This window comes from Kribbella deserti (genome assembly GCF_042434725.1).
Lineage (GTDB): Bacteria > Actinomycetota > Actinomycetes > Propionibacteriales > Kribbellaceae > Kribbella > Kribbella deserti.
The window spans coordinates 521,713-543,286 of the sequence record NZ_JBHLTC010000018.1 but is presented as its reverse complement, the minus strand read 5'-3'; the positions used below and the strand labels follow the sequence as shown (position 1 = coordinate 543,286).

At 68.5% G+C, this 21,574-nt stretch carries 15 protein-coding genes; 9 read left to right on the top strand and 6 right to left on the bottom strand.

The features are described 5' to 3' along the window. Nucleotides 1-52: 52 nt before the first annotated feature. On the bottom strand, nt 53-493 hold the full coding sequence (locus tag ACFFGN_RS15765) for an Lrp/AsnC family transcriptional regulator (protein ID WP_380048054.1): 441 nt from the start codon (nt 491-493) through the stop codon (nt 53-55). A 71-nt stretch (nt 494-564) separates the two neighbouring features. On the opposite strand from ACFFGN_RS15765, the gene ACFFGN_RS15760 reads away from it, so the two are divergent. The 3 genes from ACFFGN_RS15760 to ACFFGN_RS15750 all read left to right on the top strand — a co-directional run bounded on the left by ACFFGN_RS15760 (nt 565) and on the right by ACFFGN_RS15750 (nt 3,149). Then, on the top strand, nt 565-1,503 hold the full coding sequence (locus tag ACFFGN_RS15760) for a 5'-3' exonuclease (protein WP_380048746.1): 939 nt from the start codon (nt 565-567) through the stop codon (nt 1,501-1,503). Continuing rightward, on the top strand, nt 1,500-2,717 hold the full coding sequence (locus ACFFGN_RS15755; RefSeq protein WP_380048052.1) for a M20 metallopeptidase family protein: 1,218 nt from the start codon (nt 1,500-1,502) through the stop codon (nt 2,715-2,717). The genes ACFFGN_RS15760 and ACFFGN_RS15755 overlap by 4 nt, the downstream gene beginning before the upstream one ends. Nucleotides 2,718-2,891: 174 nt before the next feature. After that, nucleotides 2,892-3,149: a hypothetical protein gene (locus ACFFGN_RS15750; protein ID WP_380048050.1), complete on the top strand. Its 258-nt coding sequence runs from the start codon at nt 2,892-2,894 to the stop codon at nt 3,147-3,149. Between the two features lie 523 nt (nt 3,150-3,672). Here ACFFGN_RS15750 and ACFFGN_RS15745 read toward each other — a convergent pair. The 5 genes from ACFFGN_RS15745 to ACFFGN_RS15725 all read right to left on the bottom strand — a co-directional run bounded on the left by ACFFGN_RS15745 (nt 3,673) and on the right by ACFFGN_RS15725 (nt 9,837). Then, a complete protein-coding gene (locus ACFFGN_RS15745) occupies nt 3,673-4,410 on the bottom strand; it encodes a VOC family protein (RefSeq protein WP_380048048.1) in 738 nt (245 codons plus the stop codon). 105 nt (nt 4,411-4,515) lie between these two features. Beyond that, entirely contained in the window at nt 4,516-6,672 is a 2,157-nt protein-coding gene (locus ACFFGN_RS15740; RefSeq protein WP_380048046.1) for an ABC transporter ATP-binding protein, read from the bottom strand. After that, complete coding sequence (locus ACFFGN_RS15735) at nt 6,669-8,402, bottom strand: ABC transporter ATP-binding protein (RefSeq protein ID WP_380048044.1); 1,734 nt, start codon at nt 8,400-8,402, stop codon at nt 6,669-6,671. The genes ACFFGN_RS15740 and ACFFGN_RS15735 overlap by 4 nt, the downstream gene beginning before the upstream one ends. Continuing rightward, nucleotides 8,402-8,995, bottom strand: coding sequence for a TetR/AcrR family transcriptional regulator (locus tag ACFFGN_RS15730; protein WP_380048042.1), 594 nt, complete (start codon nt 8,993-8,995; stop codon nt 8,402-8,404). The genes ACFFGN_RS15735 and ACFFGN_RS15730 overlap by 1 nt, the downstream gene beginning before the upstream one ends. Before the next feature lie 86 nt (nt 8,996-9,081). Next, nucleotides 9,082-9,837: a TetR/AcrR family transcriptional regulator gene (locus tag ACFFGN_RS15725; protein ID WP_380048040.1), complete on the bottom strand. Its 756-nt coding sequence runs from the start codon at nt 9,835-9,837 to the stop codon at nt 9,082-9,084. 231 nt (nt 9,838-10,068) lie between these two features. On the opposite strand from ACFFGN_RS15725, the gene ACFFGN_RS15720 reads away from it, so the two are divergent. The 6 genes from ACFFGN_RS15720 (at nt 10,069) to ACFFGN_RS15695 (ending at nt 21,410) form a co-directional block, all read left to right on the top strand. Next, nucleotides 10,069-11,979: an ABC transporter ATP-binding protein gene (locus ACFFGN_RS15720; RefSeq protein ID WP_380048744.1), complete on the top strand. Its 1,911-nt coding sequence runs from the start codon at nt 10,069-10,071 to the stop codon at nt 11,977-11,979. A gap of 166 nt (nt 11,980-12,145) precedes the next feature. Continuing rightward, complete coding sequence (locus tag ACFFGN_RS15715) at nt 12,146-15,007, top strand: SCO1167/SCO6262 family helicase (protein WP_380048037.1); 2,862 nt, start codon at nt 12,146-12,148, stop codon at nt 15,005-15,007. Then, the gene (locus ACFFGN_RS15710) at nt 15,004-16,206 is read left to right on the top strand and encodes an SWIM zinc finger family protein (protein ID WP_380048035.1); all 1,203 of its coding nucleotides are present in this window, start codon (nt 15,004-15,006) and stop codon (nt 16,204-16,206) included. Before ACFFGN_RS15715 ends, ACFFGN_RS15710 begins: the two co-directional genes overlap by 4 nt. 7 nt (nt 16,207-16,213) lie before the next feature. Continuing rightward, nucleotides 16,214-18,031, top strand: a complete 1,818-nt coding sequence (locus tag ACFFGN_RS15705; protein ID WP_380048033.1) for a gamma-glutamyltransferase family protein — start codon at nt 16,214-16,216, stop codon at nt 18,029-18,031. A 117-nt stretch (nt 18,032-18,148) separates the two neighbouring features. Next, on the top strand, nt 18,149-19,015 hold the full coding sequence (locus tag ACFFGN_RS15700; protein ID WP_380048031.1) for a GNAT family N-acetyltransferase: 867 nt from the start codon (nt 18,149-18,151) through the stop codon (nt 19,013-19,015). A 208-nt stretch (nt 19,016-19,223) separates the two neighbouring features. Further along, a complete protein-coding gene (locus ACFFGN_RS15695) occupies nt 19,224-21,410 on the top strand; it encodes a bifunctional SulP family inorganic anion transporter/carbonic anhydrase (RefSeq protein WP_380048029.1) in 2,187 nt (728 codons plus the stop codon). Nucleotides 21,411-21,574 lie beyond the last annotated feature (164 nt).

Genomic DNA, 21,574 nt, shown 5'->3' with positions numbered 1-21,574 from the left:
CGTGAGTGGACGCGTATGCACTCGCGCGAACACGCGTGGCGAGCGCGGCGGGTCAGACGGCAGGAGGGCGGCGTTCGTAGGGAGTGGAGAGCACGATCGTGGTTGTGGTGGCGACGTTGGCCTTGGCGCGGATGACGGCGAGCAGCTCTTCCAGCTTGCCCGGGGTGGCGACGCGCACGATGAGGATGTAGCTCGAATCGCCGGCGACCGAGTAGCAGGACTCGATCTCGCGAACCTCGCGCAGCCGTTCGGGCGAATCGTCCGGCTGGGACGGGTCGATCGGGCGAATCGAGATCAGCGCGGTCAGCGGCAGGTCCAGGGCCTCGTGGTTGATCGTTGCCACGTACCCCTGAATGACACCGCGCTGCTCGAGCCGCTTCACCCGCTGGTGCACGGCCGACGTCGACAGTCCGGTCGCCTTACCGAGGTCGGTGAAGCTCATCCTGCCGTCAGTGGCGAGCAGGGCGACGATCTTACGATCCAGGTCCTCCATCCTGGAGACCCTACTGGTGCCGGTACCGGGCATGAAAGCATCTGCCCATGTCTGACTCTCCCGACCGGTTGATGCTGCTCGACACCGCCTCGCTGTACTTCCGGGCGTTCTTCGGTGTTCCCGACACCATGAAGGCCCAGGACGGTACGCCGACCAACGCCGTGCGCGGGTTGCTGGACTTCATCGCGCGGCTGATCGACAACCACCACCCGACCCACCTGGTCGCCTGCTGGGACGACAACTGGCGCCCGTCCTGGCGGGTCGCGCTGATCCCGTCGTACAAGGCTCAGCGCGTCGAGTTCGTCTCGAAGTCCGGCGAACAGGTGGAGGACGTACCGGATCGCCTCGAACTCCAGGTACCGCTGATCCGCGCCTGCCTCGACGCCCTGGGCATCCCGATCGTGGGCGCCGAGGACCACGAGGCCGATGACGTCATCGGCACGTTGGCGCACCGCGCGCAGATGCCGGTCGATGTGGTCACCGGCGACCGGGACCTGTTCCAGCTGATCGACGACTCGCGGGACATCCGGGTCATCTACACCGCCGCGAAGGGAGTCGGCCGCGCGGACGTACTCGACGAGGCCGCGCTGCTCGCGAAGTACACGATCCCTGCTCAGCGGTACGCCGACTTCGCCACGCTGCGCGGTGACGCCTCCGACGGTCTGCCCGGTGTGAAGGGAGTCGGCGAGAAGACCGCCGCCTCGCTCATCACCACGTACGGCGACCTCGACGCGATCCGAGCGGCCGCGGCCGATCCCGCCACGCCCATGTCCCCCTCGGTGAAGCGGAAGATCCTGGACGCGGCGGACTACCTCGACGTGGCGCCGAAGGTTGTCGCCGTTGCGACGGACGCGCCGGTCGGCCCGTTCGACGCGCACCTGCCAGGTGAGGTCAAGCACCCCGAAGCGTGGCTCGATCTCGTGGACCGTCTCGACCTCGGCGGCAGCGCCCAGCGGGTGATGATGGCGCTGAACGGCCAGCCCCTGCCGGCGATGGGCCAGCCGCAGTGAGCGCGCTCGGTCGAAACGAGAGCACTGCTCTCGAATTAGGGCACCGCTTCGGTCCGGACACGATCGCCCTTCGCCGCGCTCTGCACGAGGTACCGGAGTACGACCTGGACCTGCCGAGGACCCAGCGGCTGATCCTCGACGCCCTCGAAGGCCTTGACCTCGAGATCACCCTCGGCAAGACACTCTCGTCGGTGACGGCAGTCCTGCGCGGCGGCAAGGGCCCCGGGCCCGTCGTCCTGCTCCGGGGTGACATGGACGCGTTGCCCGTCACCGAGCGGGTCGACGTGCCGTGGGCCTCGAAGAACCCGGGCTACATGCATGCCTGCGGCCACGACCTCCACGTCGCCGGACTCGTCGGGGCCGTCCGGATCCTGCACGAGCTCAGAGCCGAACTGGCCGGCGACGTCGTCTTCATGTTCCAGCCGGGCGAGGAGACGACGGGGGGCGCCCCGATCATGATCCGCGAGGGCCTGCTCGATATCGCGGGCCGGCGGGTGGACGCGGCGTACTGCTTGCACGTCCAGTCGGCGGGCGACCCGCTTGGCATGTGGAACAGCCGGCCCGGGCCGTTCATGGCTGCCGCCGACCAGTTCCACGTGCGGGTGGTCGGCGCGGGCGGGCACGGCGCCGAGCCGTACCGGACGAAGGACCCGATCCCGGTGTTGTGCGAGATGGTGACCGGGTTGCAGGCGATGGTCACACGCCAGTTCAACGTGTTCGACCCGGTGGTACTGACGGTGGGCAAGATCGCCGGTGGAACCAAGGAGAACATCATTCCGGATGACGCGTTCTTCGACGCGACCATTCGTACGTTCTCCGAGCAGACCCGCCACGGCGTGGCCACGGCCGCCGTACGGCTCGTCGAGGGCATCGCCGCGGCGCACGGTCTGACCGTCGAGGCGGAGTACCAGTTGGGTTATCCCGTCACGGTGAACGACGAGACCGAGTACGAGTTCGCCCGCGACACCATCGTGGACCTCTTCGGCCCGGAGCGATTCCGCCTCCGGCCGGATCCGAAGGTCGGCGCCGAGGACATGTCGTACGTGCTGAACGAAGTACCCGGCGCCTACGTCAACCTCAGCGCCTGCGCCTCACCCGACTACCAGAACGCCCCCGCCAACCACTCCCCCTTGGCCAACTTCGACGACTCCATCCTCCCCGACGCCTCCGCCCTCCTAGCCGAACTAGCCCTCCGCCGCCTAACCCGCGGCTAACCGTCTCCGCTTTGGCCCCGCGGCCCGGTCGGCGCCCCCGGACCGCGCGGCGATCGTTTTACCGCGTTTCGGCCTGGCACGATGCTGAGTCAAACCTTGCGGCAGGAGCCGATATGAGTTCATGGGTAGACGACTTGCCAGAGCCGGTCGAGCGCGCGATCGATGAACTGCTGTATGGCCAACCTCCTGTGGAACGGCTTCCGTGCGGAACGTGACCAGTACGTCGTCGTGGCCGTTGCCGAGGACGTGTACGTTCCCTCGTTCGACTCGGCCGCGATCAACGTCTCGGTCGAGCACAGCCAGGGGTTCGCACTCGAGCTGACCACGCCGTACCAGCCGAAGCGCTTCCTCCGTCGAGCCAAACTGAAATTCGCCGATGGTGTGGTCGCCCCAGGAATACTGCGTGTCTGGCCAGAGCGCCGCGGCGACTGAGCCATCGCCGGGCGGCGGGGAATGCTCCTATGGCGGCCACCTGGCGGCCAGCGGGATTGGGGTCGGGCGAAATCGGCAGGGCCCGCGCGAAGGCCGTGCGTGCTCGCGGTCAGTCGCCCGGTGATCGCAGGGGTTGACCGGCGAGTTGGGGGCTTGACGTCTGAAACTTGACGAGTCGACCCCCCATTTCACACGTCGACCCTTGTTATCCCCGCCGCGATCCGCCGCACGGGACGCGTTCGAGCTCGGCCGTGGCGCCGGTGGCCGACGAGCGGGCGCGGCGGGAGGGCGCGGCGGGAGGGCGCGGCGGGAGGGCGACTGGCCATGGGCGAGGAGGGTTACCACGAGTGGTCGCGTCTGCACGCGTCCACTCGCGGCATTCCTGGGGCCCGAAGGCGGCGAGGGACGCACGCGCCCTACCACCCGGGCAACCCCGGGATACCCATGTGGAGAACCTTGCCGCGTCCCGTGCATACGCGACCACTCACGGAAAGAAGGCCACAGCTCGTCACTGCTGGGTGGGTCAGGCCGGCGTGAGGACGCAGAATTCGTTGCCTTCGGGGTCGGCGAGGATGGTCCACGGCACATCGCCTTGGCCGAGATCGACGTCGACGGCGCCGAGCGCGCGAAGGCGGTTCACCTCGGCCGCGTGATCGTCACCCGGATAAGGCCGCAAGTCGAGATGAACGCGGTTCTTCACAGTCTTCGCGTCCGGGGTTCGGATGAACTCCAAATACGGCCCGACCCCCTTGGAGGAACGCAACCGCGCAAGGTCGTCGGTCACCTCGTGCACGGTCCAGTCCATGGCCTCGCCCCAGAACGCGGCCATGGCCCGCGGGTCCGCGCAGTCGACCACCACCGCGGCGATCGGCCCGATGTCCCGGTAGATCTCCCGAGGCTCAAGCACGCAGAACTCGTTGCCCTCCGGATCGGCCAGCACCGTCCACGGCACATCGCCCTGGCCGATGTCGGCGGGTCTCGCGCCGAGATCCGTAAGGCGCGCAACAAGTTCGGACTGATGCTCGGCGGAGGTGGTTGCGAGGTCGACGTGCACCCGGTTCTTTCCGGTTTTGGGTTCCGGCACGGCGATGACGTCGAGGAACAGCGTGGCCGGATCGGGATACTCGAAGCCCGTTGGCTCGACGTTGCTCACGCCGGGGCCTTCGCTGGACAGCCCCCAGCCGAGGGCGTCCGCCCAGAACCGGCCGGCCGCCGCTTCGTCCCGGGCATTCATCGCAATCTGAATCAGTCGCACAGCCATGGCGTCGATCCTATGTCCGGACGGACCGGGGAATCGCCCGATTTTCCCCACCGGGCCGGGATCAGCTCAACGTCACATCAAGCTGATCCCGGCCACTGGGAGATGTCAGACCGCGGCGGTCTCCGGCTCGTCGATGTCGGTCGCGGCACCGCTGAACTGGGCGGCGTACAACCTCGCGTAGGCGCCGTCGGCGGCCAGCAACTGCTGGTGGTTGCCTTGTTCAACGATGCGGCCGTCCTCCATGACGAGGATCAGGTCCGCATCGCGAATGGTCGACAACCGGTGCGCGATCACGAACGACGTACGGTCGGATCGCAGCGCCGCCATGGCCCGCTGGACCAGGACCTCCGTGCGGGTGTCAACCGAGCTCGTCGCCTCGTCGAGGATCAGCAGCTGCGGATTCGCCAGGAAGGCCCGGGCGATCGTGAGCAACTGCTTCTCGCCCGCGCTGACGTTGTTGCCCTCTTCATCGATGACCGTGTCGTAGCCGTCGGGCAGGCTGTGCACGAACCGGTCGACGTACGTCGCCTTGGCCGCGGCGAGAACGTCGTGCTCGGTGGCGTCGAGATTGCCGTACGCGATGTTGTCCCGGATGGTTCCGCCGAACAGCCAGGTGTCCTGAAGCACCATGCCGATCCGCGAGCGCAGGTCCTCCCGTGTGAGCTGGGTGATGTCCACGCCGTCGAGGGTGATCCGGCCCGAGTTCAGCTCGTAGAACCGCATCACCAGGTTGACCAGCGTGGTCTTGCCCGCGCCGGTCGGGCCGACGATGGCGACGGTCTGACCAGGCTCGGCGACCAGGCTCAGGTCGGTGATGAGCGGCTTGTCCGGGCTGTACGAGAAGGTGACGTGCTCGAACTCGACCCGGCCGCGCGAATCGCGCACCACCGCCGGGCTGCCTTCGTCCGGGATCTGCTCCTTGGCGTCGAGCACCTCGAAGACCCGCTCGGCCGAGGCCACGCCGGACTGCAGCAGGTTCGCCATCGAGGCCACCTGGGTGAGCGGCTGCGTGAACTGGCGGCTGTACTGGATGAAGGCCTGCACGTCACCCAGCGACATCGTGCCCGAGGCCACCCGGAGACCACCGACCACGGCGATCACGACGTAGTTCAGGTTCCCGATGAACATCATCGCGGGCATGATGATGCCGGAGATCAGCTGCGCACCGAAGGCCGCCTGGTAGAGCTCCTCGTTCTTCTTCTCGAACATGGCCTCGACCTCCTTCTGGCGGCCGAAGACCTTGACCAGTTCGTGGCCGGTGAAGGCCTCTTCGATCTGGCCGTTCAGGGCGCCGGTGTGCATCCACTGCGCGACGAACTTCTTCTGCGAGCGCTTGGCGATCGCCGCCGTCAGCACCATCGAGATCGGGATCGTCACCAGCGCGATCAGCGCCAGCAACGGCGACACCACGAACATCATCGTGACCACGCCGATCACCGTCAGCAGCGAGGTGAGCAACTGGCTCAGGGTCTGCTGCAGGCTGGTGGAGACGTTGTCGATGTCGTTGGTGACCCGGCTCAGCAGCTCACCGCGCGGAGCGCCGTCGAAGTAGCTCAGCGGCAGCCGGTTGAGCTTGGCCTCGACCTCCTCGCGCAGGGTGTAGATCGTGCGCTGCACGACGCCGTTCAGGATGTAGCCCTGCGCCCAGGACAGCAGGAAGGCGCCGAGATAGAGGGCCAGCGCGATCATCAAGACGTTGCGCAGGGCATCGAAATCGACGCCCTCGCCCGGTACCAGGTCGCGCATTCCCTCGATCAGGTCGGCGAACCGGTCGTTGCCGTCGGCCCGGGCCGCCGCGGCGACCTGCTCCGGCGTCGTACCGGCCGGCAAGTCCTTGCCGATCGCCCCGGCGAAGATGATGTCGGTGGCCCAGCCGAGTACCTTCGGCCCGAGCACGGCCAGTACGACGCTGCCGACGGCGAGCAGGAACACGCCGAAGACCTGCAGGCGATGCGGCCGCAGGCGCGCGATCAGGCGTTTCGCCGAAGGGCCGAAGTTCATCGACTTGTCACCGGGAATGCCCTGCGGCGGGCCGAACCCGGCCCCACTGGTCGGCCGCCGGGTCGCCTTCACGGTCTCTCCCGTGGCGGCACCATCCGTACCCGCGGCTGTCCCGGCCTCAGCGCCCGCGGCGGCCTCCGCTGAAGGGGACGCGGGCGCCGTACCGGCTGGGGTGACGGGCGCCACGCCGGGCGCGGCTGGTGCGGCCGGCGAGGCGGATTCGGGTTGTGCCGGCGTGACCGGCTTGTCGTCGTCGCTCATGCTGCTTCCTCCGCGGACCGCTGGGACTCAACGATCTCGACGTATGTCGGGCAGGTCTGGAGTAGTTCGTCGTGCGTGCCCTTGCCGACCACCCGGCCGTCCTCGATCACCACGATCTGGTCGGCGTCGACGATGGTGGACACCCGCTGGGCCACGATCACCACGCACGCGTCGGCCGTGACCGGAGCCAGGGCGGCTCGGAGCCGGGCATCGGTGGACAGGTCCAATGCCGAGAAGGAGTCGTCGAACAGGTAGATCTCGGGCTTACGAACCAAGGCCCGGGCGATCGCGAGCCGCTGGCGCTGACCGCCGGACACGTTCGTACCGCCCTGGGAGATCGGGGCGTTCAGGCCATCCGGCATCGCCTCGACGAAGTCCTTGCCCTGGGCAATGCGCAGCGCCTCCCACAACTCGTCGTCGGTGGCGTCGGGATTGCCGTAGCGCAGGTTGCTCGCGATCGTGCCGGAGAAGAGGTACGGGCGCTGCGGTACGAGGCCGATCCGGCGCCAGAGCGCGTCCGGTTCGAAGTCGCGCACGTCCACTCCGTCGACCCGAACCGAACCGGCGGTCGCGTCGAAGAGGCGTGGCACCAGCGACAGCAAGGTCGTCTTCCCGGCGCCGGTACTGCCGATCACCGCCGTGGTCTGACCTGGCCGGGCGGCGAAGGTGATGTCGCACAACACCGGTTCGGCCGCGCCCGGGTACTGGAAGCTGGCGCCGTCGAAGACGAGTTCGCCGCGGCCGGTCGTCGCCGTGACCGGGCTGTCCGGCGGCCGGACCGACGACTCGGTGCCGAGTACGTCGCTGATTCGCTCGGCGCACACGGCGGCGCGCGGCACCATGATCATCACGAACGTCGCCATCATGACCGAGAACAGGATCTGAATCAGGTAGCTCATGAAGGCGGTCAGCGCGCCCACCTGCATCTCGCCGTCCTGGACCCGGGAGGCACCGAACCAGAGCACTCCGATGGTGGAAATGTTCAGGATCAGCATGACCACGGGAAAGACCAGCGCCATCAGGCGGCCGACGCTGCGGGCGGTATCGGTGAGATCGGCGTTGGCCTGGCCGAAGCGCTTCACCTCATGCGGCTCGCGGACGAAGGCGCGGACCACGCGGATACCGGTGATCTGCTCGCGCAGCACCCGGTTCACGTTGTCGACGTTCACCTGCATCTTGCGGAACTGCGGCACCATCCGGCCGGCGATCAGGCCGATCGACAGCACCAGCAGCGGTACGGCGACCGCCACCAGCCAGGACAGACCGATGTCCTCGCGAACGGCCATGATCACGCCGCCGATCATCGTGATCGGGGCCGCGACCAGCATCGTGCAGGTCATCACGACCAGCATCTGCACCTGGGTGACGTCGTTCGTACTGCGCGAGATCAGCGTGGGGGCGCCGAACTTTCCCACCTCACGGGCGGAGAACTGACCGACCCGATGGAAGACGGCCGCGCGCACGTCGCGCCCGAATCCGGCGGCGGTCTTGGCGCCGTAGTAGACGGCCCCGATCGAGCACACGACCTGGATCAGGCTAACGGCGAGCATCCAGCCGCCGTGACCCATGATGTAGCCGGTATCGCCCTTGGCCACGCCGTTGTCGATGATGCTCGCGTTCAGGCTGGGTAGATAGAGGGAGGCGATCGTCCCGACGAGTTGCAGGATGACGACCATGGACAGGTTGCCGGCGTACGGACGCAGGTACGTACGCAACAGGCGAAGCAGCATCAGTGGTCCCCGGGTTCGTTGGCGCGGACACCGTCGAGCAGCACGTCGACGATCTCCCCGGCGGTCAGTGGCCGACCGTCGGAAATCAGTGGGTGAGTGGCGGAGAAGGTGAACATGTTCAGCCGCCGGGCGACCTCGTCCGGCGGATAGCGCAACCGCGCGGCATCCGGTTCCAGCAGCCCGGCCAGCGCGGACCGGACCAGTTCGTTGCCGTCGGCATCGTCTCGGCAGGCCTTCTTGGGCTCGGGCGGACGGCCCAGCCGCAGGGCGAAGATGAGCTTGAACAGGCCGCGCAGCCGCTCCTGAAGCACCTCGACGATGGCCTCCATGCGCTCTCGCAACGGCAGAGCGGCATCGATGGCCAGGAGTTCGCGGTGCATCGGCAACGGATCGAAGGCGGTCGCGAGCACGGCCTCGATCAGCGCGTCCTTGTTGCCGAAGGCGCGGAACAACGTGCCTTCGGCAACCCCGGCGGCTTCCGCGATCTGCCGGGTGCTGACGTCCTTGCCGTGCTCGGCCAGCAACGGCATCGCGGCGGCCACGATGGCAGCACGCCGCTCGTCCGGGGTCATCGCGGGGGCACGTGGGCTCATGCGCCGAACTTAGCGGAGTGAGCGCTCACTCCAAAATGATTATTCGGCCGGCAGAACCGCGGCCGACGGCATGTTCATGAACGCCGTCAGCGGGTGGCGAGCAATGCGGCGATGCCGTCCAGTACGCGGCCGAGGCCGAACTCGAACGAATAGTCCGGGTCGTACGGCGCGTTGAACTCGACGCCGACCGCCGTGCCGACCCGGTTCGCCAGCGGGTAGTTCTCGAGCTGCGGCACCTTCGCCAGCACCGGCGCGAGCTGCACCCACCACTGCCCGTGGGTCAGCCCGCTCTCCTTCTGGATCTGGTCGGACTCGATCGCGGCCCGAACCGCACCGTGCACGTATTCGTTCACCAGCGCGATGGCCGCGTCCATGTCGATATCGGACAACCCGATGCCCTCGACGATGCTCAGTTCATGTTCGTACTTCGCCATGATGTTCGGTCCCATCGGCGGCCGGCTGGTGGCGACCTGAACCAGCCAGCGATGCCGCAGGTACAACGCCCGGACGTCGCGCGCCGTCGCCTCCAGATCCGCACGCCACTCCCCCGTCGGCTCCGCCCGGGTGAGTTCACCGGAAACCGTGTCCACCATCAGATCGAGCAGTTCCGCCTTGCCCGGGACATAGCGGTACAGCGTCATCGCGCCGACGCCAAGGTGGTCCGCGACCCGGCGGATGGACATCGCGGCAAGGCCTTCGGCATCGGCGACCTCGATCGCGGCGCGAACCACGTCGGCGACGGTGTGCGCCGGCTTGGGCCCGCGGGTCGGTGCCGCCTGCACGCCCCAGAGCAGTTCGAGGGTACGAACGGGATCACCGGTTCCGCTGTACTCGGTGGTCACGGCGTGGGCTCCGAAATCATGTGCGCGATCCAATCGGGTCGGGTATCGTCGTGGCGCTACGCCGTACACTGTACTCAAATGCGCTCGAAAAGCTGCGCCGGAAAGGCGGCCCTTGACCTCAAGTGTCATTGAGGTTCTACGCTCACACGAAATTGTCGGTGGCGCCTGTCACCATCATTGCCCACTCGTTTTTCGTGACCCAGGAGCCGGTGATTCGGTGTGAGTATGGAGATGACCGCGTGGAACTCGCTGTACCACGCGATGCACGCGCAGGACGACAAGCGGCCGTTCTCGCGCGCGACACTGAAACGTATTCTGGCCTTCGCCAGACCCCATCGACGCCTGCTGATCTTCTTCCTCGTGCTGAGTACGGCGGGCGCGGTGCTGGCCGTCGCGACGCCACTGCTGGCCGGCCGTGTGGTGACCGCGATCGTGGACAGCGCCGACTACAGCGTGGTGCTGCGGCTGGCTCTGCTGATCGCGCTGATCGCGATCGCCGAGGCCGCGCTCGGCCTGGTCCAGCGCTGGCTGTCCGCGAGTATCGGTGAAGGCCTGATCCTGCAGCTGCGCACGGCGGTGTTCGACCACGTGCAGCGCATGCCGATCGCCTTCTTCACCCGGACCCGCACCGGCGCACTGGTCAGCCGGCTGAACAACGACGTGATCGGGGCGCAGCGCGCCTTCAGCGACACGCTGTCCGGCGTGGTGAGCAACCTCGTCATGCTGGTGCTCACACTCGGCGTGATGATCGGCATGTCGTGGCAGATCACCTTGCTCGCGCTTGTCATCCTGCCGGTGTTCGTGATCCCGGCCCGCCGGGTCGGCGCCAAACTGGCCGGGCTGGAGCGCGAGGCCGCGAACCACAACGCCACCATGAGCACCCAGATGACCGAGCGGTTCTCGGCGCCGGGCGCGACGCTGGTCAAGCTGTTCGGCCGCCCCACGCGGGAGTCGTCCGAGTTCGCGAACCGGGCGCGCCGGGTCCGCGACATCGGCGTGCGTACGGCGATGGTGCAGTTCATCTTCATCACCGCCCTGACCCTGGTCTCGGCGCTCGCGCTGGCCCTGGTCTACGGGCTCGGCGGGTTCTACGCGCTGCGCGACCAGCTCGACGCGGGCACGGTGGTCGCGATGGCGATGCTGCTCACCCGGCTGTATGCGCCGTTGACGGCCTTGGCCAGCGCCCGGGTCGAGGTGATGAGCGCGCTGGTCAGCTTCGAGCGGGTCTTCGAGATCCTCGACCTCGAGCCGCTGATCAAGGACAAGCCGGGCGCGGTCGAGGTGCCGCCGGGGCCGGTGCAGGTCGAGTTCGACCGCGTCAGCTTCGCTTATCCCTCGGCGGACAAGGTCTCGCTGGCTTCGCTGGAAGAGGTCGCCAAACTCGATACCCGCGGTGGCGTCGAGGTGCTGCACGAGGTTTCGTTCACGGCCGAGGCCGGGCAGATGGTGGCGCTGGTCGGTTCCTCCGGCGCGGGCAAGTCCACGATCGCCCAGCTCATTCCGCGGTTGTACGACGTGGATTCGGGCTCGGTCCGGCTGGGTGGAGTGGACGTGCGGGACCTGAGCGCGGAGACTCTGCGCGACACCCTCGGCATGGTCACGCAGGACGGTCACCTGTTCCACGAGAGCATCCGGGAGAACCTGCTGCTCGCCCAGCCGGAGGCGACCGAGGAAGACCTGTGGCACGCGCTGACCAGGGCCCGGCTGGCCGAGCTGATCCGGTCGTTGCCGGACCAGCTCGACACCGTCGTCGGTGAGCGCGGTTACCGGTTGTCCGGTGGTGAGCGTCAGCGGCTGACGATCGCCCGCATGCTGCTGGCCCGTCCCCGCGTGGTCATTCTCGACGAGGCGACCGCCGCGCTGGACTCAACCTCCGAGGCCGCCGTTCAGGCCGCGCTCGGTGAGGCGCTGGCCGGCCGGACCGCCGTGGTGATCGCGCACCGGTTGTCGACCATTCGCGCGGCCGACCTGATCCTCGTGATCGAGGACGGCCGCATCGTTGAGCGCGGCACCCACACGGAACTACTCGCCGCGGGCGGGCGTTATGAGCAGCTGTATCGCACCCAGTTCGAGCAGCCCGCCTCTGTCGTGACCGCCGAGATCGGCGCAGCGGACGACGCCGCGGAGGTGGTCGTGGGCTGACGCGGGTGAACCTCACGGCGGCGTGTGCGGACGGCTGAGAGGTGCGTGCGGGTGGGCTTTGGGCGGGTGCGGGTGGACGTACTCGCCCGGCGGCTTCCGGTGCTTCGGCGCGGAAGCCGTCGCGGGGTTGGATCGGTAATGGCACGAGACGGGGAGCGGCGACAGCGTGACGCAGGGAACTATCGAGGCAGCAAACCGGCTCGGCCATCTCGCGGTGGCCTTTCAACCGGCGGATCCGCCTCGCGAAAGCCGGATGGCCTTCTGGTCGCCCGACGGTGCGGAACTTCCGCTTGATCTCGGGGAAACCGGCGAGCTCGAGGTCTTCGATGCCACCGTGCCGTCGGGTCAGGGCGTTCAACGCGTGGTGCTGCTGCCGGTGAGCGCGGCCGTGCCGATTCTCGGCCGGGCCCGTACTGCCGGTGACGCGCATGCCACCACCGCCTTTTGGGGTACGGCGGCGCTCACCGCCCTGCAACTCGTCGCCCGCGGGCGGCTGCTGCCCGGCGTCAGCCCCGAGGGGTACGACGCCTGGCGCGTCGGTCCACTCGAAGCCACCGACGTCGAGCGCATCCAGCACCTCGCCCAGGTGCTGCCAACGGGCGCCCTCGCCCGCCGCACCGACGGCCCGCCTGTGGATGGGGACGCGATGGTTCGGGCGTTTCTGGATGCGGTCGCCGACGGCATGCCGCGCTCCCCTGCCGCCGCGGCCGCTCATGGCACGTTGCCGTTCGCGGCGAAGGCGCCGCAGCGCGTGCCAGGGCTGCCGTCCTGGTCGAACGAGGTCTCGGCGGGTCTCGATTCCGGTGTGCGGATCTCCCTGCGCCTCGATCTCGACCGTGGCCCCTCCACCACCCAGACGACCCGCCTTCACAACGTCGAGACCGGCCTCGATGCCGACCTCGACAGCGATGTCGGCTTCAGTGAGTTCGTCGCGGTCGTCCAGGTACACAGCCTGAGCGATCCGACCCTGGTGCGGGACGCGCGAGAGGTCTGGGCCGGGGAAGTTCCCGGGTTCGGCACGCGGGCGCGGATCGACACCACCCTGGCCATTCGGCGTACGGCCCGCAGCTGGGCACCGTTGGGCCGCCTGCTCGACGCCGCCGTACCGGCCGAGATGTCGTTGACCGACGACGAGGTCGGTGACCTGCTCAGGAGTGGCGCCGCCCGGCTCGCCGCGGCCGGAGTGGACGTGCACTGGCCGAAGGGCCTGCAGCGCAAGCTCACCGCACACGCCGCGATCGGTGCCGGTGAGGCCGCGCCTTCGGATATGCCGAGCTTCTTCGGTGGCGACAGCACGTTGACGTTCAGCTGGCAGTTGGCGCTGGGCGACGATCCGTTGACCGAGGCCGAGATGGACGCGCTCGCCGAGGCGACCCGGCCGATCGTGCGGTTGCGGGACCAGTGGGTGCTGATCGACCCGGAACTGGCGAGCAAAGCCCGCGATCGGATGCTCAAGCCCGTCACCGCGATCGACGCCCTCGGTGCGGCTCTTACCGGCGCCACCGAGATCGACGGCCGCCAGGTCAAGGTCAGCCCGAGCGCCTGGCTGGACGAACTACGCGCGCGGATCGCCGATCCCGATCGGGCCGACGATCCACCCGAGGCACCGGAGGCGTTGCAGGCGACGTTGCGCGACTACCAGTTGCGTGGTCTGCGCTGGCTGGTCCGGATGACCTCGCTCGGGCTTGGCGGTTGCCTGGCCGACGACATGGGTCTCGGTAAGACCATCACCCTGATCGCGCTGCACCTGCATCGCCGGCTCGACCCGCGGACCAGCGGCCCGACCCTCGTCGTCTGTCCCGCCTCCCTGCTGGGGAACTGGGAGCGCGAGGTCAATCGCTTCGCCCCGGGTGTGCCCGTGCGCCGCTTCCACGGCACCGGCCGAACGTTGGAAGGCGCCGGCGACGGTTTTGTCCTCACCACGTACGGAACCATGCGCCGGGACGCGGCCCGCCTCGGCCGGCACGAGTGGGGCCTGCTCGTCGCGGACGAGGCGCAGCACGTGAAAAACCCCTCTTCCGGTACGGCGAAGGCGCTGCGGGAGGTCCCGGCGAAGGCCCGGGTGGCCCTCACCGGAACGCCCGTGGAGAACAACCTCTCCGAGCTGTGGGCGATCCTCGACTGGACCACACCTGGGCTGCTCGGACGGCTCAGCCACTTCCGCAGTCGCTGGGCCGCGCCGATCGAGGCCGACAAGGACGCCGATACCGCCGAGCGGTTCGCCAGTCTGGTCCGGCCGTTCCTGCTTCGCCGGAAAAAGACCGATCCGGGCATCGCGCCGGAACTGCCGCCGAAGACCGAGACCGATCAAAGCGTCTCCCTCACCCGCGAACAGGCCGTGCTGTACGAGGCCACCGTGCGCGAACTGATGGACGAGGTGAAGGCCGGCGACAAGATGGTCCGGCGCGGATTGATCGTGAAGTTGCTGACCGGCCTCAAGCAGATCTGCAACCACCCCGCGCAGTACTTGAAGGAGCCGGACACGGCCAAGCTGTCGGGCCGATCCGGCAAGCTCGAGCTGCTCGACGAACTGCTCGCCACCATCCTGGCCGAAGACGGTTCGGTCCTGATCTTCACCCAGTACGTCGCCATGGCCCGTCTGCTCGAACGGCACCTGGCCGGGCGCGGGGTTCCCAGCCAGCTACTCCACGGCGGGACGCCGGTGCGGCAGCGTGACGAGATGGTCGAGCGATTCCAGGCGGGCGAGGTGCCGGTGTTCCTGTTGTCGCTCAAGGCCGCCGGGACCGGGTTGAACCTGACCAGAGCCGATCACGTCGTGCACTTCGACCGCTGGTGGAATCCCGCGGTCGAGGATCAGGCGACCGACCGGGCCTACCGGATCGGCCAGACCCGTCCGGTGCAGGTCCACCGGCTGATCGCGGAGGGCACGATCGAGGACCGGATCGCCGCCATGCTGACGGCCAAGCGCGATCTGGCCGACGCGGTACTGACCTCCGGCGAAGCGGCCCTGACCGAGCTGTCCGACGACGAGCTGGCTGACCTGGTCGAGCTGCGAGGTGCGCGATGAACGGCGAACAGGCCCGCGGTTTCCCGGCTTTCCCCGCCCAGCGCGGCCGTAGCACGCGGGGCCAGTCGTGGTGGGGGCGCGCCTGGGTGCAGGCGCTGGAAGACACTTCGCTCGATGCCGACCAGCTCCGCAAAGGCCGTCGCTATGCGAACTCCGGTCAGGTCGGCACGATCACGATCAGCCCGGGCCGGATCGCGGCGACCGTGCACGGGCCACACGACAGCTACGACGCGGTCGTGCTGGTGGACCGGCTTTCCGACGCGGACTGGGACCGGTTCCTCGAGCAGATCGCGGCTCGCTCGGGATTCCTCGCGGCGTTGCTCGACGGCGAGATGCCGCATGCGCTGGTGGAAGCCGCGGGCGACGCGGGTGTGCCGCTGCTGCCGGGGATCGGCGACCTCGACCCGTCTTGCTCGTGCGAGTCGTGGGAGTTGCCGTGTCAGCATGCGGCCGCCCTTTGTTATCAAACCGCTTGGCTGCTCGACGAGGACCCGTTCATCCTGCTGCTGCTCCGCGGGCAGGATCGCGACACCCTGCTCGAACGTCTTCACGCGGCTACCCCGGTCCCCGCCGCGCCTCCCGCGGAGACGTCAACCCAGCCTGGTGTCCCTAGCGAGGGCCTACCAGACGTGCCGGCAGCGCCAGGACCCTTGGCGATCGACGATCTGCCGGTCACCGGAATCGAGCCGCCTGACGGTCTCGACCCCAGCACGCTGCCGCTACTGGTGATCGACGCGGTGGGCCGGGCTCGTCGGATGTTCGCGGGACTGGTCGCCGGTGAGATGCCACCTGCCGAGCTGAACGACTGGCAGGATGCCGTGCGGCTGGCCGCAAACTACCCGCCGCTGGAAGCTCGGCTCGCCTCCGCCACTGGACGAGCCGCCGAGTTGCCCACCGCCGTACGGGCCTGGTCATATGGCGGAGCGGAAGGCCTCGACGTACTGGAGAACTCGTGGGCGCCCACGACCGGGGAGGCCGCGCGGGCGCGGGCTGAGCTGGTCGCCGCGTGGGATGACGAGTCACTCGAGGTCGAGCTGATGGACAACCGGCTGACGCTTACGACCGGATCGGAGACCCGACAGCTTCGGCTCGACCGGCTCGGGCGTTGGCATCCGTATGAGCTGCTCGATCAGGTCTGGGCTCCCGCCGGGTCACCGGACCGCGACCCGGTCGGCGTGATCGCCGCCCTGGAAGGATGAGGGCCGCATGACGTTCACGACGCGCCCGACATTGCGCGGCACCTTCGGCATGGTCTCGTCGACGCACTGGCTGGCCTCGCAATCGGCGATGCGGCTGCTCGAGCTGGGCGGTAACGCGTTCGACGCCGCGGCCGCCGCCGGCTTCGTGCTGCATGTCGTCGAGCCGCACCTCAACGGGCCCGGTGGCGAGGTGCCCGCGATCATCACGACCGCCGACGATCCAGCGCCCAAGGTTCTCTGCGGCCAAGGGCCCGCGCCGGCGGGTGCGACCATCGAGCACTACCGCGATCTCGGGCTGGACCTCATCCCGGGATCCGGCCCGCTCGCCGCGGCGGTGCCCGGAGCGGTCGATGCCTGGTTCCTGCTGTTGCGCGACCACGGCACGCAGTCGCTTCGCGACGTGCTGAGCCCCGCGATCGAGTATGCCCGCGACGGTCATCCCCTTGTTGCCGGTGCCGCCGATACCGTTGCGCAGGTCAACGAACTGTTCCAGCAGCACTGGCCGACGTCCGCCGCGCTCTGGCTGTCCGGCGGTGAACCGCCAAAGCCCAACGAGCGCTTCCGCAACCCCGCGTATGCCGAAACCCTCGAACGACTGGTCCGCGCGGGTGAGACCGCCGGCGAGGACCGCGTCGCGCAGATCGAGCGGGCCCGGCAGGAATGGCGTACCGGGTTCGTGAGCGAGGCCATCGACCGTTTCGCGCGTCTGCCCCATCGTGACTCCAGTGGGCGGGACCACCCGGGGTTGATCACGGGCGACGACCTCGTGGCGTACGAAGCCAGCTGGGAGGAACCGGCCACGCTCGACTGGAACGGTTACACCGTCGCCAAGACCGGCCCGTGGGGGCAAGGCCCGGTGTTGCTGCAGTCGCTCGCCACCCTTGCGGAACTGGGCGATCCGGCGGACCTGGATCTGCTCTCGGCGGATGGCGTTCACGTGGTGACCGAGGCGCTCAAGCTGGCGTTCGCCGACCGGGAGGCCTGGTACGGCGATGGCACGGACGTACCGCTGAAGGCCTTGCTCTCGGAGGAGTACGCCGCCACGCGCGCGGCGTTGATCGGAGCCGACGCGAGCGCCGAGTTGCGACCGGGGCGGCCGGAGGGGCGAGAGCCGGTGATACCTGCACTCGCCCAGCCGTCGCTTGCCGGCCATCCGCGAGTCGAAGCCGGGGCGGGCGCCGGCCGCGGTGGGCGGGACGGGAGCGTTGGCGAGCCGACGGTTCGGGCCGACGGGGTGACGCGCGGGGATACCTGTCATATCGATGTCGTCGACCGCTGGGGTAACGCGATCTCGGCCACGCCGAGCGGCGGTTGGTTGCAGTCCTCGCCGGCGATTCCCGAGCTCGGGTTCTGCCTCGGAAGCCGGATGCAGATGTTCTGGCTGGAGCCGGGACTGGCGTCGTCCCTCGCTCCGGGCAAGCGCCCACGGACGACGTTGACGCCGACGATGGTTCACCGCGAGGGCTCGTTCGTCTTGGCCTGCGGATCTCCCGGTGGTGACCAGCAGGACCAGTGGCAGTTGATCTTCCTACTTCGGCAACTCGCGCAGAGGCGGGAGTTGCAGGAGGCGATCGATGCGCCCGCCTGGCATACGCGGTCGTTCGCGAGTTCGTTCTGGCCGCGGGAGTTCGAGCCTGCCGGGCTGACGATCGAGGACCGGTTCCCACCCGGGGTGATCGACGATCTGGTTCGGCGTGGGCATCGGATTACCCGGTCCGATCCGTGGAGTCTTGGCCGGCTGTGCGCCGTGGGACGCGAGCCGGACGGCGTACTCACCGCGGGAGCCAATCCGCGCGGCATGCAGGGCTACGCCGTCGGCCGCTGACCCATCTGCACGGGCGGCTGTCCCCCTGCGACGAGCAGCCAAGCCGCAGCACCCGCACCCACCTCGGCCGCACCCCGATGGCCGCGACGGCCGGATGACATGAACAAGAGGAGACAGATGATCACCGCCCTGGTTGATCCGGAAGCTGGTCCGGCCAGCCGCAGGTTGGCCTGGCTGGCCAGCGACACGGACTCAGTGCCGGTCGGTTCGGCCTTCCTCCGGCTGTACACCTCCCCCGGCCAGGACCACCTCGGCGAGTTCGAGCTCACCGTGCACCCGTCCTCCCGTCGTACCGGCGTTGGCAGCGACCTGCTCGCCGAGATCCTGATGGCGGCCCGCGCGGACAACCGCCGATGCGTCATGAGCCAGGTCGATGCCGACTCACCAGGCGACAAGTTCCTCGCCGCCCGGGGCTTCCGGGTGGTGCTCACGCTGACGTACGCCCGTCTCCCCCTGGCGACGGCCGATCTCGAAGCGATCGAGTCGATAGCCGGTCAGCCCCGTGCTGGCTATCGGCTCGTGACCTGGCAAGGCCTCGTACCGGATGAGCTGGCCGAGACCTACGTCGCCTCGCGGCGCGCGATGGACGACATGCCCATGGACGACGCGGACTACGGACCGACTGTCTGGGATATCCCGAAACTCCGCGCCGCCGCCGAGAAAATCGATCAGCGCGGCGACCACCTGCACACGGTGGCCGCCGTCCGCGATGGGCAGATCGCCGGGTTCACGGAACTGGTCGTGCCAGGCGATGGCCGGGGTGACGCGCAGCACTACGGCACCGGTGTACTGCCCGAGCATCGCGGCCACCGCCTGGCGCTCTGGATGAAGGCGGAGTCGATTCGCCGCGCCAGGCTCGACTACCCCGAGCTCGGCGGCCTGCTGACCGATACCGCCGACACCAACACCTACATGCGTAGCGTCAATGACAAACTCGGCTATCTCGCCACCCATCGCACGGTGCTGCGCCAGCTCGACCTCTAGTTGCCTGCAACAACCTGTTTGCCGATGTCGCAGGACTCGTTGCCCAAGACAACGGCATTAGTGGTTGCCTGAAAATCCAAGTACACTCGGTGACCAGATCGACACTCTTTGTTTCGACGTTCCGCTGCCCATGCGCACAGACGCCGGAGGACCCGTGCCGACCATCAAGTCACCTCACCCCGCCCCTGACCGGACCACTTTCAGGTCCGTGCTCCGCCATGACCTGCCGGCCTCGCTGGTGGTTTTCCTGATAGCCATTCCGTTGTCACTCGGCATAGCCGCGGCATCGGGCGCTCCATTGATAGCCGGGCTCGTCGCCGCCGTTGTCGGTGGTGTTGTCGCGGGCGCGCTCGGCGGTTCCCGCTTGCAGGTCAGCGGTCCCGCTGCCGGCCTGACCGTGGTCGTCGCCTCTCTGGTCGCGCAGTTCGGCTGGGCGGCGACCGCCGCCATCACTTGTGCCGCTGGGTTACTGCAGATTTTGCTCGGTATTACGCGGATCGGGCGGCTCGCGCTGTCCCTGTCCCCCGCCGTCGTGCACGGCATGCTCGCCGGTATCGGCATCACCATCGCGGTGCAGCAGCTACACGTCGTGCTCGGCGATCAGGCGGAGAGCTCGCTGATCGCCAACCTCGCCGATCTGCCGGCGCAGCTCGTCGCGCATCACCCCGCCTCGGTGCTGGTCGGCGTGCTGACCGTGATCATGCTGCTGGTCTGGCCGAAACTGCCGAAAGTGAAGGTGGTTCCGGCACCATTGGTCGCCGTGGTCACCGTGACGGCGCTGACCTCGGCGTTCACGGTGGACGTCACCCGCGTGGATCTGCCCGCCGACCCGCTGCGTGCGCTGATCTGGCCGGCCATGCCGTCGGGCTCCTGGACCGCCATCGCCAGCGCCATCCTGACCGTGGCCCTGGTCGCCAGCGTCGAGTCGCTGCTGTCGGCCGTTGCCGTGGACAAGCTGCATCGCGGCCAGCGCAGCAATCTGGACCGCGAGCTGATCGGCCAAGGCGCGGCGAATGCCCTCTCCGGCGCGCTCGGCGGCATGCCCGTCACCGGCGTGATCGTGCGCAGCTCGACCAACGTCGCCGCGGGTGCGCGCAGCCGTGCGTCGGCCATCATGCACGGACTGTGGATCGCCATTTTTGTGCTCGCGGCCGGCGCGATGCTGGAGCTGATTCCGATGGCGGCTCTCGCGGGCGTTCTGCTGGTCACCGGTCTGCGACTGGTCCAGCTGGCCCATATCCGCACGTTGCGGCACCACGACGAGCTCATTGTGTACGTCGTGACCGCGGCGGGCGTCGCCTTGCTCGGTCTGGCCGAGGGCGTGCTCGCCGGCTTGGCGCTGGCGCTGGCCCGAGTGCTCTACCGGTTGTCCCGGGCAACCGTGACCGCGACCGAAGGTGCCGACGGCGTCTGGACTGTTCGTATTCGTGGCACCCTGGTGTTCCTCGGCGTCTCCTCGCTGGTCCGGACTCTGCGCACGGTTCCGGCCGGCGCGCACGTCCGCCTCGACGTCCGGGTGAACCATCTCGATCACGCCGCCTACGAGGCGATCCAGGATTGGCGCCGCGGCCACATCTCTCGCGGCGGCAAGGTGCTCGACCCGCCACCACTGGTCGCTGAGGTCCCGCCCGCCACTGAGACACTGTCGCCGTCCGTGCGAGCCACCGCGGCGACGGTCCTCGCGCCATCAGCACCCCCGGTCGAGAGCGCCGAGTCGAACGCGCAACGGACCTCGATCCTGCTGGGCATTCGCGAATTCGAGGCCACCGCCGCCGATCAGGTCCGCCCGATGCTCGCGCGTCTGGCCGCGGACGGCCAGCGTCCGACGCAGTTGTTCATCACCTGCGCCGACTCGCGAATTGTGCCGACCATGATCACCACCAGCGGCCCGGGCGATCAGTTCTGCGTGCGCAACGTCGGCAATCTCGTACCAAGGGCCGGTGACGACTCTGGCGACAACTCCGTCGACGCCGCCATCGAGTACGCCGTACAGGTCCTGGGTGTCGCCTCGATCGTCGTGTGCGGGCATTCGCATTGCGGCGCGGCCGGTGCCGCCCTGGGCGAGACCTCCGAAGGCGCTTTGCGCAGCTGGTTGCGCCATCTCGAACCGAGCGTGCGCCGCGCCGCCGACAGGCCGGACATCATCGATCCGGTCACTGGGGAAATCCTCGCTCCGGCCGACAAGCTGTCCGTCACCAATGTCGGCATGCAGCTGCAGAACCTGCGCACGTTCGCCTGCGTTCGCGAGGCAGAGGCGGCCGGCAACCTGGAACTCATCGGGTTGTACTTCGACATCGGCGCCGCCGCGGCCCGGCTCGTCGTCGACCGCGAGCCCTACCTGGTCCGCGCCGACGAAGAACTAGCCACCGCCACCCGACCCCTCAACCACCTGTAACCCCGCTAGCGTTCGTCGATCCGAATCCGCCCTCGCCCACGCCAACCCGCACGATAAGGCGGACCACGAGTGGCCGGATTCGGACCGATGAACGCAGAGTTCTAGTGTCCTGAGTCGGAAGTTCGTGCTTCAGCTCCGGTGTCCAGGTGCGTGCATCGCAAGGC

Excerpts from the sequence above, each read along its gene's own strand:
- ACFFGN_RS15720 (WP_380048744.1), top strand. The coding sequence starts at position 10,069 with ATGACCGCGTGGAACTCGCTGTACCACGCGATGCACGCGCAGGACGAC.
- ACFFGN_RS15700 (WP_380048031.1), top strand. The coding sequence starts at position 18,149 with ATGATCACCGCCCTGGTTGATCCGGAAGCTGGTCCGGCCAGCCGCAGG.
- ACFFGN_RS15735 (WP_380048044.1), bottom strand. The coding sequence starts at position 8,402 with ATGCTGCTTCGCCTGTTGCGTACGTACCTGCGTCCGTACGCCGGCAAC.
- ACFFGN_RS15750 (WP_380048050.1), top strand. The coding sequence starts at position 2,892 with ATGGCCAACCTCCTGTGGAACGGCTTCCGTGCGGAACGTGACCAGTAC.
- ACFFGN_RS15705 (WP_380048033.1), top strand. The coding sequence starts at position 16,214 with ATGACGTTCACGACGCGCCCGACATTGCGCGGCACCTTCGGCATGGTC.
- ACFFGN_RS15745 (WP_380048048.1), bottom strand. The coding sequence starts at position 4,410 with ATGGCTGTGCGACTGATTCAGATTGCGATGAATGCCCGGGACGAAGCG.
- ACFFGN_RS15765 (WP_380048054.1), bottom strand. The coding sequence starts at position 493 with ATGGAGGACCTGGATCGTAAGATCGTCGCCCTGCTCGCCACTGACGGC.
- ACFFGN_RS15740 (WP_380048046.1), bottom strand. The coding sequence starts at position 6,672 with ATGAGCGACGACGACAAGCCGGTCACGCCGGCACAACCCGAATCCGCC.
- ACFFGN_RS15710 (WP_380048035.1), top strand. The coding sequence starts at position 15,004 with ATGAACGGCGAACAGGCCCGCGGTTTCCCGGCTTTCCCCGCCCAGCGC.
- ACFFGN_RS15730 (WP_380048042.1), bottom strand. The coding sequence starts at position 8,995 with ATGAGCCCACGTGCCCCCGCGATGACCCCGGACGAGCGGCGTGCTGCC.
- ACFFGN_RS15760 (WP_380048746.1), top strand. The coding sequence starts at position 565 with ATGCTGCTCGACACCGCCTCGCTGTACTTCCGGGCGTTCTTCGGTGTT.